Below are 14,858 nucleotides of genomic sequence, written 5' to 3'. Positions count from 1 at the left end.
TACATTGCCCGGCGCAACCCGTGTCGGATTTCCCTAACTCAGGAAGGGCTCGGCGTGTCCGCCAACGTACTCGCGACCCACGGGCGACACGCCGCACACGTCCTGAGTTAGGGAAGGGACACGGAGACGCCCGACTCGGAGCTCTCGCGGAGGACGACCTCGACGGGGAGCCGGACGGACATCGCGGGCAGCTTCGGCTCGGCGAGGCGACGGGCGAGCGCCTGCACGGACACCCTGCCCAGCGTCTCCATCGGCTGCCGGACCGTCGTGAGCCGCGGAGCCGACAGGCGGCCGGCGTCGATGCCGTCGAAGCCGGTGACGATGAGCTCCTCCGGGACCGCGACCCCGGCGATCCTGGCGGCGTCGATCACGCCGAGCGCCATCTGGTCGTTGGCACACACGACGGCCCGCGGCAGTCCGTCGCGTCGGAACAGCTCCCGACCGACCCGTCGCCCGCCCTCCCGGGTGAAGTCGCCGCGGAGGGTCGGCTCCTCCGGGGCCTCGAGCGACCGGTCCGCGAGGGCCGCGCGGAACCCGCTCCAGCGCTCCGCGTCATCGGGCGAGCCGAGGCTTCCCGCCACGTACTCGAGCTCTCGGGCACCGAGGTCGTCGATGAGGTGCGCCGTGAGCGTGCGCATCCCCTCGGCGTTGCTCACGGAGACGTGGTCGAGGTCGTCGCCGCGCCGGGGCCCCGCCATCACGACGATCGGGACGTGCCGCGACAGGCGCGCGAGCTCCTCCTCGCTCGCGCTCCCGGCCAGCACCATGAGACCGTCCACCCGACCCGCCATGTCGCGCACGGTCTGCGTCGCCGTGGACCCGCGTCCGACGCCGACGAGCAGCGCGAACCCGCTCCGCCAGGACTCCAGCTCGCAACCGCGCAGCACCTCGTCGAAGTAGAGGTTGAGCGTCCGCGTGTCGGTCCGCTCCGGGATGTCGCGGACGATGCGCGCTCCCCCGGCCGCCGCCTCGTCACCCTCGAGGGCGATGTCCCCGAGGTCGTCCATCGCGTCGAGCCCCTGGAAGAACAGGCCGATGACGCCGGTGCGGCGCGCGGCGAGCCCTCGTGCGGCTCCACTCGGGACGTACCCGAGTTCACCGACCGAGGCGAGCACGCGGTCTCGCGTGGCCGGCTTCACGTCGTCGGGGCGGCTGAGCACCCGCGAGACCGTCGCGATGGAGACGCCGGCGTGGTGCGCGACGTCGTAGACCGTCGGCGGTTTCGTCATGGGAACGCCTTCCTTCGGCCACCAATGATACGCACGGCATCCTGCCCGCCCGGTCCACCGGCGGCACGGGATGACGCGCGGAGCGCCCTGGTCTTGCGTCACGGGAGCGGCCCATAGGAGCCGGGAACCGCAGCCAACCCGAACGTTCCCTGAATTCTCGACGCTTGTCGGCTGGGTGGTCGACGTCCGCTGACAGACTGCGGACATGACTGATCAGCATGCCAAAGCCGTCCTCCTCAACTCCCTCCACCAGCCGGGTTCCCCGCTCATCGTTACCAACGTCTGGGACGCCATCACCGCGAAGGTCGTCTCCGAGGCCCCCGGCGTCGTCGCCCTCGCCTCGGCGAGCCACTCGGTGTCGAACGTCCGCGGGCTCGAAGACGGCGGTGGTCTCGACGTCGACGAGGCGATCGCCGCCGCGAAGATCATCGTGGGCGCCGTCGACCTGCCGGTGACGATCGACTTCGAGAAGGGGTACGCGCCCGACGCGGCCGGGGTTCGCGAGAACGTCCGCCGCCTCATCGTCGAGTCGGGTGCCGTCGGCATCAACCTCGAGGACTCCGTCGGCGCCGCGAAGGCCCCGCAGTTCCCGATCGAGGAGGCCGCGGCCCGCGTCGCCGCCGCTCGCGCCGGAGCCGACGATGCGGGCATCCCGCTCGTCATCAACGCCCGGGTCGACACCCTCGCCGGCGATCCCGAGGCGTGGGACGAGGCCGTCGCGCGCGCCAACGCCTACCTCGAGGCCGGTGCGGACGTCGTCTTCTTCCTCGGACTCGGCACGGAGGAGCTCGTCGCCAAGGCGATCGACCAGGTGCACGGACGCATCTCCGTCATCGGCTACCCCGGCGCAGTCCCGCTCAAGCGCCTCGCCGAACTCGGCGTCTCACGCGTCAGCTTCGGCCCCGGCACCCTCGGCCTGACGCTCGCCGCCCTGCAGCGTGCGGCGACCGGCCTCACCGAGCTCGGCGAGTACCCCGAGGACCTCGGCTTCTCCTTCGAGCTCTGAGCCCGCCCCCTCCCTAACTCAGGACGCGCCCTGTGTGTCGCGCTGCTCCCGCCCGCGGGACGGGCGACGCGCCGCCGGGTTCCTGAGTTAGGGAGAGGAAACAGGGGTCAGGACGTCAGGAACCAGTACCAGATGATGAGCATCGTGACGAGGAAGCCCGTCAGGAAGTTGAGGCGGAGGAACCGCTTCCAGCCCGCGTTGGCCCGCTCGGCGTCCTCCTCGCGGAGGTTCCAGAACGGCAGCACACTCGCGGCGTAGGGCAGCGCGAGCAGGCCCGCCAGCGGGATCGGCCACGGGGTCACGAGCATCAGCGCACCACCCGCGAGGTAGGCGACGAAGGCGAACCGGACGGTCGCCGCCGCACCGATGACCGTCGCGATCGAGCCGATCCCGCCCTCCCGGTCGGCGATGATGTCCTGCACCGCACCGAAGGCGTGGCTGGCGATCCCCCAGAGGAAGTAGCCGACGAGCAGCGCCCAGAGCGCGGGGGTGAAGACCGCACCGGCGAGGACGAGGCCGTACACCGCCGGGCTCACGAAGTGCGTGCTCGAGGTGAGCGAGTCGATGAACGGCCGCTCCTTGAACCGCAGGCCGGGTGCGCTGTACGCGATGAGCGCGAACACACTGATCGCGAGGACGAGCCACGACAGCGGCGACCCGATGACGACGAGGTAGACGAGGAACGGGACGTTCGTCACGATCGCCGCGAAGATCGTCAACCGGTGCATCCGGCGGTCCAGGACCGCGCCCTCGACGCCGCCCTTGCGCGGGTTCCGCAGGTCGGACTCGTAGTCGAAGACGTCGTTGATGCCGTACATCGCGAGGTTGTACGGGATGAGGAAGTACAGCGTCCCGAGCCAGAACGTGAGGTCGAGTTCGCGCATGGTCAGCAGGTACGCCGCTGCGAACGGGTACGCGGTGTTGATCCACGACAGCGGTCGGGAGGACAGCACGAGCTGGCCGAGTCGGTTCATGCCGGGTCCTCCTGGGACGGGGATGGGGAGACGGGAGCAGGGGTTCGGCGCTCGAGGAGCACCCAGAGCGACGGGAGCAGGACGGCCGCGGCGATGGCGTAGGCGAAGTCCTCGAGCGGCGCGACGCCGATGAAGGCGCCGGAGATGAGTGCCGGGTCGTAGCCGACGAGCCCGATCCCGATCATGATGTTGTCGAACAGCGCGGTCATGAGCAGGAGGACGACGAGCCCACCGCCCACCGCGAGCAGCCAGGTGCCCGCCGTCAGACCGGTAGAGCGCGATCCGCTTGCACGGCGTCGATCGAGCCGCACGACCGCGAGCAGCGCGACGACCGCCACGACCGCGAGGAACCATGCGTTGAGGGCCCAGTAGGTCATCGTCCGCTCACCTCGGCGGCGCCGGTCGTCCGGCGGGACACCCGGCCGAGCGTGTGTCGCGCTGCACCGAACAGGTTCATCGTGAGGTAGCAGAGCAGCGTCAGGAAGAAGACCTCCTCGATCGGCAGCTCGGGCGCGACCTGCAACCCGGTCATGAACGCCGTCTCACCGCGGAAGAAGATGCCGGTGCCGATCCCGAGCAGGTCCCACACGAGGAAGAACACGACGCCGATCGGCAGGATGATCGCGGCCCGCCGTCGGTCGGCCCAGAAGAACAGCCGGAACCGCCGGTCGAGCATGACCATCCCGGTGATCGAGACGAGCAGCGCCAGCAGGTACAGCAGACCCATCAGCCGGTCGCCTCGGCGCGAGCGCGCAACGGCTCCGCCATCGGGCCGGTGGTGATGTCGCCGCGCATGCGCTTCACGACGAGCTCCGCGCTGATGAGGCACATCGGCAGGCCGATGCCCGGGATGGTCGAGCCACCCGTGTAGAACAGTCCGTCGACCTTCTTGCTGACGTTGCCGCTCCGGAACATCGCGCTCTGCGAGAGGATGTGCGCCGGCCCGAGGGCGGTACCCTTCCAGACGTTGAGGTCGGTCGCGAAGTCGGCTGGTCCGACGTCGCGACGCACCACGATGCGCTCGGCGAGGTCGGGGACGCCGGCCCACTCGGCGATCTGCGCGATGGCGGCGTCGCCGATCTCCGCGACCCGGGCGTCTCCACCGCCACCGATGGACGGATCGGCCGGGACCGGGACCAGGATGAACAGGTTCTCGTGGCCGTCGGGTGCGACGCCGGCATCGGTCGCGCTCGGGCGGCAGACGTACAGCGACGCGGGGTCGGGCACGCTCGTCTCCTCGCCGAAGATGCGACCGAAGTTGTCGCGCCAGTCGGCCGTGAAGAACAGGCTGTGGTGCAGCAGTTCCGGCAGCTCACCGCGGACGCCGAGCATGACGAGCACGGCTCCGGGGCCGGCGGTGCGCTTCTCCCAGTACTCGGCCGGGTAGGTCTGGAGTTCGCGGGGAAGCAGCGTCGTCTCGGTGTGGTGCAGGTCGGCGGCGGACACGACGCGGTCGGCGCGGAGCAGCTGCCGACGACCGTCGGCGTCGAGGTAGTTGACGCCGTCGACCCTGGCGCGGCGGCCGGCGGGCATCGTGGTGATGCCGGTGACCTCGGCGCCCGTGATGATCTCCACACCCTCGGCGCGGGCGAGCTCGGCGATCGTGTCGATGATCCGCGAGAAGCCGCCCTGCGGGTAGAGCACGCCGTCCTCGAGGTCGAGGTAACTCATGAGGTGGTACATGCTCGGCGCCTCGAAGGGCGAGGAGCCGAGGAACACGGCCGGGTAGCCGAGGATCTGCTGCAACCGGACGTCGGAGACGGTGCGCGCGGCCAGCGTGTCGAGGTCCTCCGTGAGGAGCTTCGCGAGCTTCGGCATCCGGGCGAGGACCTCACGGCTCGCGAGCGTCCGGTACGACTCGAACGTCGTGTACAGGAAGCTCCGGATGGCGATCTCGTACGTCTCCTTCGCGCTGCGGAGGTACTCGTCCATCTTCGCGCCGGCACCGGGCTCGACCGACTCGAACAGGGCGAGGTTGCCTGCCCGGTCGGCGGCGAGGTCGAGGTGCCCGTCGCGGCCCTCCGAGTAGACACGGTAGGCCGGGTCGAGTCGCCCGAGGTCGAGCTGCTCGGCCGCGGAGGTGCCGAGGAGCCGGTAGAAGTGGTCGAAGACCTCCGGCATGAGGTACCAGCTCGGGCCGGTGTCGAAGGTGAAGCCGTCCTGCTCCCAGGTGCCGGCGCGGCCGCCGAGCACCTCGCGTCGTTCGAGCAGCGTGACCCGCTGGCCGTCGCGGGCGAGGAGGGCTGCGGTGGCGAGACCGCTGATGCCGCCGCCGATGACGACGGTCCGGTTGTGGGAGGTGGTCATGACTGCGAACTCTCGTCGATCGTCGGGATGGAGGCGGTGGTGCCGGTCGTGGCCGGTGTGCGACCGGCGAGCGCGCCGGCGGCGATGCGGAGCTTGACCGGGTCGGGCACCCGGACACGCGTGCGGACAAGCGCCGAGGCCGGCGTCGTCCGGATGCGCCGGGCGAGTTCCGAGAAGAGCTCCTGAGCGAGGGCGACCGCGCGACGGCTCGACTTCGGCAGCCGCCCGAGGACGGCTGCCGAGCGGTCGAGATCGGCTTCGATGTCGTCGAGCAGGCTGTGCTTCTGCGCCTCGGTGAGCTCGTCGACGGCGACACCCGGGAAGTAGCTGCGGCCGAGCTCGTCGTGGTCGGCCGAGAGGTCGCGGAGGAAGTTCACCTTCTGGAAGGCGGCACCGAGACTCCTGGCGCCGACGACGAACGCGGCGCGCTGGGCGTCGTCGACGTCGTGGCCGCGCAGGAAGATCCGCAGGCACATGAGCCCGACGACCTCGGCGGAGCCGTACACGTAGTCGCGGAACGTCTCCGGGGTGTGGACGGTCCGCGAGAGGTCCGCGCGCATGGACGCGAAGAACGGACGGGTGAGGTCGGCCTCGATCCCCGCCGACCGCGCCGAGATGGCGAAGGCGTGGACGACGAGGTTGCTGCTGTACCCCGTCTCCATCGCGTCCTCGGTGTCCTGCTCGAGGGCGTCGAGCATGCGGAGGACCCGCTCGGGGTCGAGCCCGGCCGCCGCGGCCACGCCGTCGACGATCTCGTCGGCGATGCGGACGAGCGCGTACACGTTCTCGACGTCCTGGCGGATGTCGCCACCCAGCAGCCTGGCCGCCAAGCCGAAGGACGTGGAGTACCGACGGATGACGATGCTGGCGGTCTCCTGCGCGACCCGGTCGTAGAGCTGTCGTGCGTCGCCGACCGCCGAAGCGTCGTCGGCCGGTCGCCCGGTCCCGTCCCCTGCTGCGGTCATCGCGACCGCTCGAGCACGGTGGCGACGATGGGGCGGAGCTCGTCGCGGAGCTGCGCCGGGATGCTCGGCGAGGCCAGCTGCTCCCAGGCGCGGTTGGCGTAGTCACCGGCCAGCAGGGTCGCGTGCTGGCGGGCACCCGTCGTCGTGAGGACGTCGCGCAGGACCGCGGCACCCTCCTCGTCGAGATCGGGGTCGCCGAAGAGGTGCTCGACGGCGTGCCACTCGGGCTGCTCCGCCGCGAACGCCACCATGACCGTCAGCTTGCCCTCGCGGAGGTCGCCGATCGTCGTCTTGCCGGTCGTCTTCGAGTCGCCGAAGACGCCGAGGACGTCGTCGATGATCTGGTAGGCGATGCCGATCTGCTGCCCGAAGGCCCCGAGCGCGTCGATCGTCGCCTCCGGAGCACCGGCCAGGACGCCGCCCGACTGCAGTGGCGCCTCGAACGAGTAGTAGGCGGTCTTCAGGCGCTCCATGCGGATGATGTCGTCGACCGTCGGGACGACGCCGCCGACCGTGAAGTCGACGTCGGCGAGCTCACCGGCTGCCGAAGCGGAGATGGCGTCGTCGAGGATCTCGCGCAGGCGGGTGCGGACCGAGTCGGCACTCCCGGCGCGGTCGATCAGACGGTAGGACGCGGACAGGGCGAGGTCGCCCGCGATGACGGCGACGGACATACCGCGGTGCTCGGCGAGCGGCAGCGGGATGCCCGCGGTCTGCGCGATGTCGCGGTAGCTGCCGGAGACGTTGGGGCTGCCGCGCCGGACGAAGTCGCGGTCGATCACGTCGTCGTGGACGATCAGCGCGGTGTGCAGGAGCTCGTAGGCGGCGGCGACGTGGGCGGCCGCGACGATGTCCTCGCCACCCAGGGCCTCGTACGCGGTCATGACCATCCGGGGACGGAACCGCTTGCCGCCGGCCATGCTGCGCTCGATGGTCTCCCAGAGCCGCAGGTACCCGGCGCCGCCGAACGACACCGCCTGCGTCTTCGCCAGTTCGAGGAAACGCTCGAGGGCATCCTCGACCTGATGCTGTTGTCGATAGGGCACGTCGACGACGTGGTGGGTCTCCATATCACGAGGCTACTTCACGGAGCGGTGAGATTAGTACGCTAGCTGTCCATTCGCGTTCGCCCCGATCGTCGGGGAGAATGGACGCATGTCGGTACCCGAAGAACTCGTCGTCCTGCTCGCCGAGGACGGCACCCGCATCGGCACCACGCCGAAGGCGACCGTCCACACGCTGGAGACGCCACTCCACCTCGCGTTCTCCTGCCACGTCATCGGGCCCGACGGCCGCATCCTCGTGACGCGGCGCGCGCTCTCGAAGCTCACATGGCCGGGCGTCTGGACGAACTCGTTCTGCGGACACCCCGGCCCCGACGAGGTCAGCGTCGACGCCGTGCTGCGTCGGGCGAGCGCCGAGCTGGGGCTGCCGATCTCCGCGCCGGAACTGGTACTGCCCGACTTCCGGTATCGCGCGGTCGACGCCTCGGGTGTGGTCGAGTACGAGATCTGCCCGGTCTACGTCGCCTACACGGACGCGACGCCCGAGCCGAACCCCGACGAGGTCATGGAGTGGGCCTGGGCCGAGCCCGAATCGCTCCTGGCGTCCGTCGAGCAGGCGCCCTTCGCATTCAGCCCCTGGCTGACGCTCCAGCTGCCGCTCGTCGTGCCGTTGCTCGCGGAGTCCGCGGCCCGCTGAGGCGCCCGGATCTGCGCGGATCGAGCCGGTTTCCGAACAGATCCAGGCGACTGAGCGAGGTCAGGCACCACGGAGCGCTTCGACGGCCGCGGCGATCCGCTTGTCGCGCGTCGCGTCCGTCTTCGCCAGCGCGACCGGCTCGGCCAGCGCGCGCTGGCGGCTGAACGACAGAGCTCCGTAGGCGGCGAGTGCCTGCTCGTCTCCCGCGAGCGCGGTCTCGAGCTCGGGCGGCAGCGGGAACACGCGCGGTGCGTCGTCGACCTCGAGGTCCACGTCGACCTCGTCGCCTCCTGCGACCCCGGCGGCGGCGCGGTTGGCGGCACTCAACGCGATCAGGTACCGGCCACCCATCGGCGTGATGGTGCTGCGGTAGGTGGTCGCACCGACGGTGACGACGACGGGCACGCGCTTGCCCCGGTCCAGGCCCTCGACGACGGCGTCGGGGACAAGGATGCCGGTGTTGTTGCCCTGGAGTTCGATGACGGTGCGGAATCTCATGCGCTCAGTATGACCCGGGGGCGTCTCGCGGTGAAGACCAGGATGAGGGAGCCTGCGACGACCGCGATCCCGAGCACTTGGCCGAGGCTCAGCGCCTCGCCGAGGACCACGAGGCCTGCCAGCACGGCGACGACGGGACTCAGGAGGCCGAGGAACGACACCGACGACACGGGGAGCGCGGCGATGCCGCGGAACCACAGGGCGTACGCGAGGGCGGTGCCGACGAGGGAGAGGTAGGCGTACCCGCCGATCGCCGTTGCGTCCGGCGCGTCCGACGGAAGTCCCTCGACGAGGAGCAACACCGGCACGAGGACGAGACCGCCGGCGACGAGCTGCCAGGCGGTCAGCGCGAGGCCGGAGACCGGCGCGCCGCCGGCCGTGGTCAGGCCGAGGTCCGGGCTCGTACGCCGGCGCGCGCCGATCCGGCGGCCGACCTCCGGTCTCCCCCACCGCTTGCTCAGCACCGATCCAAGCGACATCGAGACCGCCCCGGCGAGCGCGGCGACGACGCCGATCACATCGAGACGCGCGTCGGCCTGCAGCACGATGAGGGCGACGCCCAGCACCCCGGCGAACCCGGCGACGACGCGACGTACGGTCAACGCCTCGCCTACCAGCAGGCTCGCGAGCACAGCGACGAGCACCGGCCCGATCGCCCCCATGGTCGCGGCGACCCCGCCGGGCAGTCGGTAGGCGGCGAGGAAGAGGAATGCGAAGAAGGCGCCGATGTTGAGCGTGCCGAGCACGAGCGATCGCCACCACCAGCCACCGACCGGGAGGGTCCGCGTGATCGCGAGGAGCAGGAGGCCGGCGGGTAGCGCCCGGAGCACGGCTGCCAGCAGCGGTCGTCCCGGCGGGAGCAGTTCGCTCGTGACGAGGTAGGTGGTCCCCCAGCTGATCGGGGCGATGGCGGTGACGGCTGCGATGCGGAGTTGATTGCTAAGCACTGAGCAAGAGTAGCTCAGCACTAAGCGAATTGCTACGCTGGCTGCATGAGCACACGCGTCGACGACATCCTGAGCCAGTGGCGGACCGAGCGACCCGACCTCGACGTCTCGCCCATGGCCGTCATCGGACGACTGTCGCGAGCGGCTACGGCGGTCGACGCACGCCTGTCCACGACCTTCGCCGAGCACGGTCTCGACAGCGCCTCGTTCGATGTGCTCGCCACCCTCCTCCGCGCCGGCTCACCGCACGAGCTCGCGCCGAAGGACCTCGCCCACTGGTCGATGGTGACGTCGAGTGCGATCGCCCAGCGCGTGAACAAGCTCGTCGAGCGCGGTCTCGTGACGCGCCGTCCGAGCGAACAGGACGGGCGCGGCACCGTCGTCGCCCTCACCCCGGCCGGCAAGCGCCTCGTCGACGCAGCCCTGCCCGATCACCTCGCCGCCGAGGATCGTGTCCTCGACGGCTTCTCCACGGCCGAGCGCGAGCAGCTGGCGTCGTTCCTGGAGCGCCTGGCGCGCACCGACCCCTGATCGTCGCGGTGGAGACGGAGCCGCTCAGGCGATGCGGCGACCCTCGTTGTGCTCCTGCAGCCACCAGGTCACGCCCTCGTCGTCGGACACCCAGCTCTCCCAGGTGTACGAGTCCTCGGTGATGCCGCTGAAGTTCCACCGGATGAGCTTGTCGTCGTTCCGCGTGCCGTCCTGACGGATGCCGTCGGAGCGGTGCGGCGTCGCGACGAGCTGGCAGAACTCCCCGCGCCGTGGCTCGACGTAGTTCACGCGCCAGGCGCCCATCAACCGGTCGTAGACGCGGAGAGCCGTACTGACCGTCTCCCAGCCCGACGGTTCGGAGTCGTTCGCGACGAGCTGGACGTCCTGCACGGCCCGCCCCTCGAGGATGTACGACACGATCCAGCGGAAGTCGGACTCGACCCACTCGCCACTCTCGTCGTCGAGGCGCTTCGAGTGGACGTCCCAGGATCCGACGAACTGCCCGAACCGGACCATGCGACGCGGGTAGAGCGGCGTCGGCCCGTCGGCGGTGATCGCGCGGGCGAAGTCGGGTCGCTCTGACGTGCTCATGGCGGGCCTTTCTGCTGGTCCACCTGCTCGCCCGTCGTCGGGACGCCCGCCTCAGTCCTGCGTCAGCGCTGCGTCTCGCCGACGTCGGTCCGGTGGAAGTTCTGGAAGGAACGGGAGGCGGTGGGTCCACGCTGTCCCTGATACCTGGAACTGTACTCGCTCGACCCGTACGGGCGCTCGGCCGGTGACGTGAGCCGGAAGAAGCACATCTGACCGATCTTCATCCCCGGCCAGAGCTTGATCGGCAGCGTCGCGACGTTGCTGAGCTCGAGGGTGACGTGCCCCGTGAAGCCCGGGTCGATGAAGCCGGCGGTGGAGTGCGTGAGGAGACCGAGACGACCGAGCGAACTCTTGCCCTCGAGGCGTGCGGCGACGTCGTCCGGGAGGGACACCCGCTCGTACGTGGACCCCAGGACGAACTCACCGGGGTGCAGGATGAACGGCTCGTTCGGCAGCGTCTCGATGAGGCGCGTCAACTCGGGCTGATCCTCCGCGGGATCGATGAAGGGGTACTTGTGGTTGTCGAAGAGGCGGAAGAAGCGATCGAGGCGCACGTCGATGGACGACGGCTGGATCATCTCCGGCGAGTAGGGGTCGAGCGCGATGCGGGAGGCGTCGAGTTCGGCTTTGATGTCACGGTCCGAGAGCAGCACGGTGACAGTGTATCGGCCGGGAGCCCGAAGCCTCGGGCCGGTGACGACGCCCGGATTCGCTACGCTGCTCGCACGGCGCGGACCTCCGCGACCCGGCGGAGACCGGTCGCGCCGCCCCAGCGACCTGGAGGCATCCGATGACCAGACCGCACGTTCTCGTCCTGCAGCACGTCCCCTGGGAGCGACCGGCGGTGCTCGGCGAGGTGCTGACGGCGTCGGGGATCGATTGGACGCTCGACACCATCGTCGAGCGTCGTGAGCTGCCGCCGGCGCGCGAGATCACCGGGTTCGACGGGCTCGTCCTCCTCGGCGGCCCGATGGGCGCGCTCGACGTGGAGGAGCACCCGGGTCTCGGGCTCGAAGCACAGCTCGTGCGCGATGCGGCGGTGCTCGGCATCCCGGTGTTCGGGTCTGTCTCGGGCATCAGCTCATCGCGACGGCCCTCGGAGCCACCCTCCACTCGGCGGCCGCGCACGAGGTGGGTGTCGGCGACGTCGAGCTCCTGACCGAGAGCGAACTCGGCATGCGTGGCGAGCGACTGCCGGTGCTGCACTGGCATGGCGACGTCGTCGAGGCTCCATATGGAGCGACGGTCCTCGCATCGTCGCCGTCGACGCCGAACCAGGCGTTCCGGATCGAGGACCGGGTCTTCGCGACGCAGTTCCACCTCGAGGTCGACCCGCCGATGCTCGACCGGTGGCTCGCGGAACCGCTCATGCTCCGCGACCTGCCGTTCATCGCCGGGACCGCGGAGGAGGCGGCCGACCGGCTGCGGTCCGAGGTCGCCGCGGTGGCGGGGCCGATGCGCGAGGCCGGCGAGCGGTTGTTCGGGGCCTTCGCCGACGCGGTGCTCCGTCGGACGAGCGTCGATCCGTCACTGCGGTAGGACTCGGATCGCGCCCCGGACACAGCATCCCGGACACAGCGAAGCGGCCGGCCCCCGGAGGGACCGACCGCTTCGTGAACTCGAGTTCGAGTTAGAGGGCCTTGCGACCCGTGATCGTCCTGATCAAGAACGCGATGATCGCGATCGCGAGCAGCACGAGGCCGACCCACAGCAGGAAGTTGAGGGACTGGACGAACCCACCGGTGATGGCGAGAACGATGGCAACGACGATGACGATGATGAGCAGGATGTTCATGGTGAAGCTCCTTTCGCAGAACTCCGTCCACCGTATGGGGCCTGACCATTCCGTCCCGGGGTTGACATCGCCCGAAGTCGTTCCGCTACGCGCGCGGAGCGCCCCCGCGTTGCACACCTCCACCCTCCTGCGTTTCGGCTTGCGCCAGCGCGGTGCGCTGACGCGAGCGCGGGCCACACGCGTGAGCGCGGGTCTCCGGAGGGTCGCGCTCACGCGTGTGGGTCGCGCTCAGGCCTGATCCCGGGGGTTCGGACCAGCGCACCGCGCTGGCGGCGGTTCGTGACATCTCGGTCGGCAGCACCGCGCTGACCAGGGGTTTCAGCGGAACCGGCCGCCGCGGCGAGTCGCCCTAGAGGAGGCCCGGCTGGTCGGCGGGGTCGCCGTCGCCTGGCTCGGAGCCCGGGTCGTCGACCGTCGGCGCGGCCATCGGGTCGTCGCTCTCGGGGCGTTGTCGGGCAGCGCGCGGGAGATCGCCTCCTGTGCGTCACCGATCGGATCGTCCTGCTCGTCTCGTGGATCGCTCATGTTTCTTCCTTTCCTCGTGTCCCGACGGTAACGCGGGACGCCTCACAGCCACACCCCCTGGCAGAACAGCCCGGTTCGTCCTACGAATCGGGCGACCAGGTCTGTCAGGCCGGTGTCGACGTCGCTTCCGCGAGTCGCGTGGCCGCGGCGAGCACGCGTGCACTCGCGAACGGCTCGACCGCGGGCGCCCCGGCCGCGTCGAACACCTCGATCCCGGAGCCGTCGCGGTCGGACCGCGACCAGCCCGGTGACCCGTCCCTGACGAACGCCACGACCGCACCGTGGATCCGATCAGCGAGCTCCTGCGGCGCGTGCGGGCCCGCCACCCGGGTGACGTCCGGGTCGTCGAGCCCGTCGAAGATGAACGGGACGTCGAGGCAGTGCTCCGCGATCCCGCTCACCGCCGAGCGCCACACGAAGTCGGAGACCCAGGTCTCCGCGTCGTCCCGCAGCGCCAGCCAGCGGATGATGCGCTCCCGGAACATGACGTCACTCACGAAGCGCCCCGCGACGAGTCCCGTGCGTTCACCCGGCTGGGTCGCGACGTACGCCTCGGCGAGCGGTTCCGGCACGCCCATCAGTTCCAGCGCACGCGTCGGCGCCACGGCGTCGAAGTCGTCGAGCCGACCCGTGAAGAACCCGGCGAACTCCTCTCGGGTCGCGCTGACGAGCAACGGCTTGTCCACGCCTCGTCCCGCGATCATGCCGGCTTCGACGGTGTCGACGACCAACTCGCCGTCGACGACCGGGCCGAGACCGAGGCGGCCGTTCATCGTCGTCATCCCGCGGAGCACGGACTCCGGGTGGGTCGCGCCGCCGGGGACGAGTTCGAAGCGCTGGGCCTCGATCAACGTGTCCTCCGGGACGCTCGCGAAACCGGCCAGGGTCGCGGGTACCCCGAGGTGCTCGGCGAGTCGCCCGGTCAGGGCCTGCGCGTCGTGGAGCGGGACGTCGCCGGGGACGCCGGACACCGAGATCGCCCGGTGGAACAGGTGATGCGCGGACGGGACCGTGAGCAGGGTCATGACGGACCCGCCGCCGGCGGACTGGCCCGCGATCGTGACGCGCTGCGGGTCGCCGCCGAAGGCCGCGATGTTGTCGCGCACCCACTCGAGTGCGAGGATCCAGTCGAGGACGCCGCGGTTGGCGGGGGCGTCCGGCAGCCAGCCGAACCCGTCGAAGCCGAGGCGGTAGGACACCGAAACCGTGACGACGCCGTCGCGGTTGAAGGCCCGACCGTCGTACCAGGGGCTCGCGGGCGACCCGGCGATGAAGCCGCCGCCGTGAATCCAGACGAGGACGGGCAGACCGGCGCCCTCATCGGTCGGAGTCGGGTCGGGCGTGAAGACATTGACATTGAGCGTCGAATCGCCGGGGATCGACGGTTCCGGGATCGTCGTGATCTCGGCCATGGCCTTCCGCTGCGGTGTCGCGCCGTAGGCGGTCGCGTCGAGGACGCCGTCCCAGGGCGCTTTGGGCTCGGGGGCCTGGAATCGTCTCGCTCCGGTCGGCGGCTCGGCGAACGGGATGCCGAGGAAGGCGACCGAGCCGTCGGCGCGGCGCGTCCCGCGGACCGCTCCCGAGGTCGTCTGTGCGGTGGGCTGCTCGGGGCTGGAATCGGTCGTCATCGGCGGATCCTCCGGGTACTCGGCCGCGCGCTCATCCGACGAGCGTCGCGTGGTGATCCGCCCAGTATGCCGCGTCACGCCTGAATCCCGTCCGATGTTCGGACTTCACCCAGCCGCCCGACCCGATACGCCAGCGCGGTGCGCTGACCCGAGCGCGCCCCGGAGCCGTGAACGCGGGTCTCTGGAGACCCGCGCTCGCG

18 protein-coding genes and 1 pseudogene are annotated in these 14,858 nt (G+C 70.5%); 5 read left to right on the top strand and 14 right to left on the bottom strand.

Features of this window, described 5'->3' with window-relative positions; translation table 11 throughout:
- Positions 1-107 precede the first annotated feature (107 nt).
- A complete protein-coding gene (locus tag FGL15_RS12265) occupies positions 108-1,229 on the bottom strand; it encodes a LacI family DNA-binding transcriptional regulator (RefSeq protein ID WP_138946258.1) in 1,122 nt (373 codons plus the stop codon).
- 205 nt (positions 1,230-1,434) lie between these two features.
- On the opposite strand from FGL15_RS12265, the gene FGL15_RS12260 reads away from it, so the two are divergent.
- Positions 1,435-2,235 (top strand): isocitrate lyase/phosphoenolpyruvate mutase family protein, encoded by an 801-nt coding sequence (locus tag FGL15_RS12260; RefSeq protein WP_138946257.1) that lies wholly within the window; start codon positions 1,435-1,437, stop codon positions 2,233-2,235.
- A gap of 107 nt (positions 2,236-2,342) precedes the next feature.
- On the opposite strand, the gene FGL15_RS12255 is transcribed toward FGL15_RS12260, so the two are convergent.
- Genes FGL15_RS12255 through FGL15_RS12230 form a run of 6 tightly spaced genes read right to left on the bottom strand, consistent with a single transcriptional unit; the run spans position 2,343 to position 7,551 of the window.
- Positions 2,343-3,209 (bottom strand): prenyltransferase, encoded by an 867-nt coding sequence (locus FGL15_RS12255; RefSeq protein ID WP_138946256.1) that lies wholly within the window; start codon positions 3,207-3,209, stop codon positions 2,343-2,345.
- Positions 3,206-3,586: a lycopene cyclase gene (locus FGL15_RS12250; protein ID WP_138946255.1), complete on the bottom strand. Its 381-nt coding sequence runs from the start codon at positions 3,584-3,586 to the stop codon at positions 3,206-3,208. The genes FGL15_RS12255 and FGL15_RS12250 overlap by 4 nt, the downstream gene beginning before the upstream one ends.
- The gene (locus FGL15_RS12245; protein ID WP_086473019.1) at positions 3,583-3,936 is read right to left on the bottom strand and encodes a lycopene cyclase domain-containing protein; all 354 of its coding nucleotides are present in this window, start codon (positions 3,934-3,936) and stop codon (positions 3,583-3,585) included. Before FGL15_RS12245 ends, FGL15_RS12250 begins: the two co-directional genes overlap by 4 nt.
- Positions 3,936-5,516 carry a phytoene desaturase family protein gene (crtI, locus tag FGL15_RS12240; RefSeq protein WP_138946254.1) on the bottom strand — a complete coding sequence of 527 codons (1,581 nt, stop codon included), beginning with the start codon at positions 5,514-5,516 and terminating at the stop codon, positions 3,936-3,938. The genes FGL15_RS12245 and crtI overlap by 1 nt, the downstream gene beginning before the upstream one ends.
- On the bottom strand, positions 5,513-6,481 hold the full coding sequence (locus FGL15_RS12235) for a squalene/phytoene synthase family protein (protein WP_079704927.1): 969 nt from the start codon (positions 6,479-6,481) through the stop codon (positions 5,513-5,515). The genes crtI and FGL15_RS12235 overlap by 4 nt, the downstream gene beginning before the upstream one ends.
- Positions 6,478-7,551, bottom strand: coding sequence for a polyprenyl synthetase family protein (locus tag FGL15_RS12230; protein ID WP_079001229.1), 1,074 nt, complete (start codon positions 7,549-7,551; stop codon positions 6,478-6,480). Before FGL15_RS12230 ends, FGL15_RS12235 begins: the two co-directional genes overlap by 4 nt.
- Positions 7,552-7,636: 85 nt before the next feature.
- Between FGL15_RS12230 and idi the strand changes: the two genes are divergently transcribed.
- Positions 7,637-8,182: an isopentenyl-diphosphate Delta-isomerase gene (idi, locus tag FGL15_RS12225; protein ID WP_138946253.1), complete on the top strand. Its 546-nt coding sequence runs from the start codon at positions 7,637-7,639 to the stop codon at positions 8,180-8,182.
- A 60-nt stretch (positions 8,183-8,242) separates the two neighbouring features.
- On the opposite strand, the gene FGL15_RS12220 is transcribed toward idi, so the two are convergent.
- Complete coding sequence (locus FGL15_RS12220; RefSeq protein ID WP_138946252.1) at positions 8,243-8,680, bottom strand: YdeI/OmpD-associated family protein; 438 nt, start codon at positions 8,678-8,680, stop codon at positions 8,243-8,245.
- A complete protein-coding gene (locus FGL15_RS12215) occupies positions 8,677-9,627 on the bottom strand; it encodes an EamA family transporter (RefSeq protein WP_138946251.1) in 951 nt (316 codons plus the stop codon). Before FGL15_RS12215 ends, FGL15_RS12220 begins: the two co-directional genes overlap by 4 nt.
- 45 nt (positions 9,628-9,672) lie before the next feature.
- Between FGL15_RS12215 and FGL15_RS12210 the strand changes: the two genes are divergently transcribed.
- Complete coding sequence (locus tag FGL15_RS12210; RefSeq protein ID WP_138946250.1) at positions 9,673-10,158, top strand: MarR family winged helix-turn-helix transcriptional regulator; 486 nt, start codon at positions 9,673-9,675, stop codon at positions 10,156-10,158.
- Between the two features lie 24 nt (positions 10,159-10,182).
- On the opposite strand, the gene FGL15_RS12205 is transcribed toward FGL15_RS12210, so the two are convergent.
- Both FGL15_RS12205 and dcd read right to left on the bottom strand, forming a co-directional pair.
- Positions 10,183-10,710 carry a hypothetical protein gene (locus tag FGL15_RS12205; RefSeq protein ID WP_138946249.1) on the bottom strand — a complete coding sequence of 176 codons (528 nt, stop codon included), beginning with the start codon at positions 10,708-10,710 and terminating at the stop codon, positions 10,183-10,185.
- A gap of 62 nt (positions 10,711-10,772) precedes the next feature.
- The gene (gene dcd / locus FGL15_RS12200) at positions 10,773-11,363 is read right to left on the bottom strand and encodes a dCTP deaminase (RefSeq protein WP_056009122.1); all 591 of its coding nucleotides are present in this window, start codon (positions 11,361-11,363) and stop codon (positions 10,773-10,775) included.
- A gap of 137 nt (positions 11,364-11,500) precedes the next feature.
- On the opposite strand from dcd, the gene FGL15_RS20970 reads away from it, so the two are divergent.
- Complete coding sequence (locus FGL15_RS20970) at positions 11,501-11,869, top strand: hypothetical protein (protein WP_138946248.1); 369 nt, start codon at positions 11,501-11,503, stop codon at positions 11,867-11,869.
- Positions 11,788-12,249: pseudogene (locus FGL15_RS12190) on the top strand (type 1 glutamine amidotransferase); the annotation flags it as partial. The gene FGL15_RS20970 and the pseudogene FGL15_RS12190, both read left to right, overlap by 82 nt.
- Positions 12,250-12,340: 91 nt before the next feature.
- Here the strand turns inward: FGL15_RS12190 and FGL15_RS20360 are convergent.
- From FGL15_RS20360 to FGL15_RS12180, 3 genes are all read right to left on the bottom strand, one after another.
- On the bottom strand, positions 12,341-12,505 hold the full coding sequence (locus FGL15_RS20360) for a hypothetical protein (protein WP_162852292.1): 165 nt from the start codon (positions 12,503-12,505) through the stop codon (positions 12,341-12,343).
- Positions 12,506-12,823: 318 nt separating this feature from the next.
- On the bottom strand, positions 12,824-13,030 hold the full coding sequence (locus tag FGL15_RS12185) for a hypothetical protein (protein WP_138946246.1): 207 nt from the start codon (positions 13,028-13,030) through the stop codon (positions 12,824-12,826).
- Positions 13,031-13,134: 104 nt separating this feature from the next.
- Positions 13,135-14,658, bottom strand: a complete 1,524-nt coding sequence (locus tag FGL15_RS12180) for a carboxylesterase/lipase family protein (RefSeq protein ID WP_138946245.1) — start codon at positions 14,656-14,658, stop codon at positions 13,135-13,137.
- Positions 14,659-14,858 lie beyond the last annotated feature (200 nt).

The organism is Plantibacter sp. M259, from assembly GCF_006065115.1.
Lineage (GTDB): Bacteria > Actinomycetota > Actinomycetes > Actinomycetales > Microbacteriaceae > Plantibacter > Plantibacter auratus.
The sequence above is the reverse complement of the archived record's forward strand: the minus strand, read 5'-3'. Positions and strand labels throughout refer to the sequence as shown.

Bases quoted from the DNA above. Each gene is read 5' to 3' on its own strand.
- FGL15_RS12265 (WP_138946258.1), bottom strand. From the start codon at position 1,229: ATGACGAAACCGCCGACGGTCTACGACGTCGCGCACCACGCCGGCGTC.
- FGL15_RS12260 (WP_138946257.1), top strand. From the start codon at position 1,435: ATGACTGATCAGCATGCCAAAGCCGTCCTCCTCAACTCCCTCCACCAG.
- FGL15_RS12255 (WP_138946256.1), bottom strand. From the start codon at position 3,209: ATGAACCGACTCGGCCAGCTCGTGCTGTCCTCCCGACCGCTGTCGTGG.
- FGL15_RS12250 (WP_138946255.1), bottom strand. From the start codon at position 3,586: ATGACCTACTGGGCCCTCAACGCATGGTTCCTCGCGGTCGTGGCGGTC.
- FGL15_RS12245 (WP_086473019.1), bottom strand. From the start codon at position 3,936: ATGGGTCTGCTGTACCTGCTGGCGCTGCTCGTCTCGATCACCGGGATG.
- crtI (WP_138946254.1), bottom strand. From the start codon at position 5,516: ATGACCACCTCCCACAACCGGACCGTCGTCATCGGCGGCGGCATCAGC.
- FGL15_RS12235 (WP_079704927.1), bottom strand. From the start codon at position 6,481: ATGACCGCAGCAGGGGACGGGACCGGGCGACCGGCCGACGACGCTTCG.
- FGL15_RS12230 (WP_079001229.1), bottom strand. From the start codon at position 7,551: ATGGAGACCCACCACGTCGTCGACGTGCCCTATCGACAACAGCATCAG.
- idi (WP_138946253.1), top strand. From the start codon at position 7,637: ATGTCGGTACCCGAAGAACTCGTCGTCCTGCTCGCCGAGGACGGCACC.
- FGL15_RS12220 (WP_138946252.1), bottom strand. From the start codon at position 8,680: ATGAGATTCCGCACCGTCATCGAACTCCAGGGCAACAACACCGGCATC.
- FGL15_RS12210 (WP_138946250.1), top strand. From the start codon at position 9,673: ATGAGCACACGCGTCGACGACATCCTGAGCCAGTGGCGGACCGAGCGA.
- FGL15_RS12205 (WP_138946249.1), bottom strand. From the start codon at position 10,710: ATGAGCACGTCAGAGCGACCCGACTTCGCCCGCGCGATCACCGCCGAC.
- FGL15_RS20970 (WP_138946248.1), top strand. From the start codon at position 11,501: ATGACCAGACCGCACGTTCTCGTCCTGCAGCACGTCCCCTGGGAGCGA.
- FGL15_RS20360 (WP_162852292.1), bottom strand. From the start codon at position 12,505: ATGAACATCCTGCTCATCATCGTCATCGTCGTTGCCATCGTTCTCGCC.
- FGL15_RS12185 (WP_138946246.1), bottom strand. From the start codon at position 13,030: ATGAGCGATCCACGAGACGAGCAGGACGATCCGATCGGTGACGCACAG.
- FGL15_RS12180 (WP_138946245.1), bottom strand. From the start codon at position 14,658: ATGACGACCGATTCCAGCCCCGAGCAGCCCACCGCACAGACGACCTCG.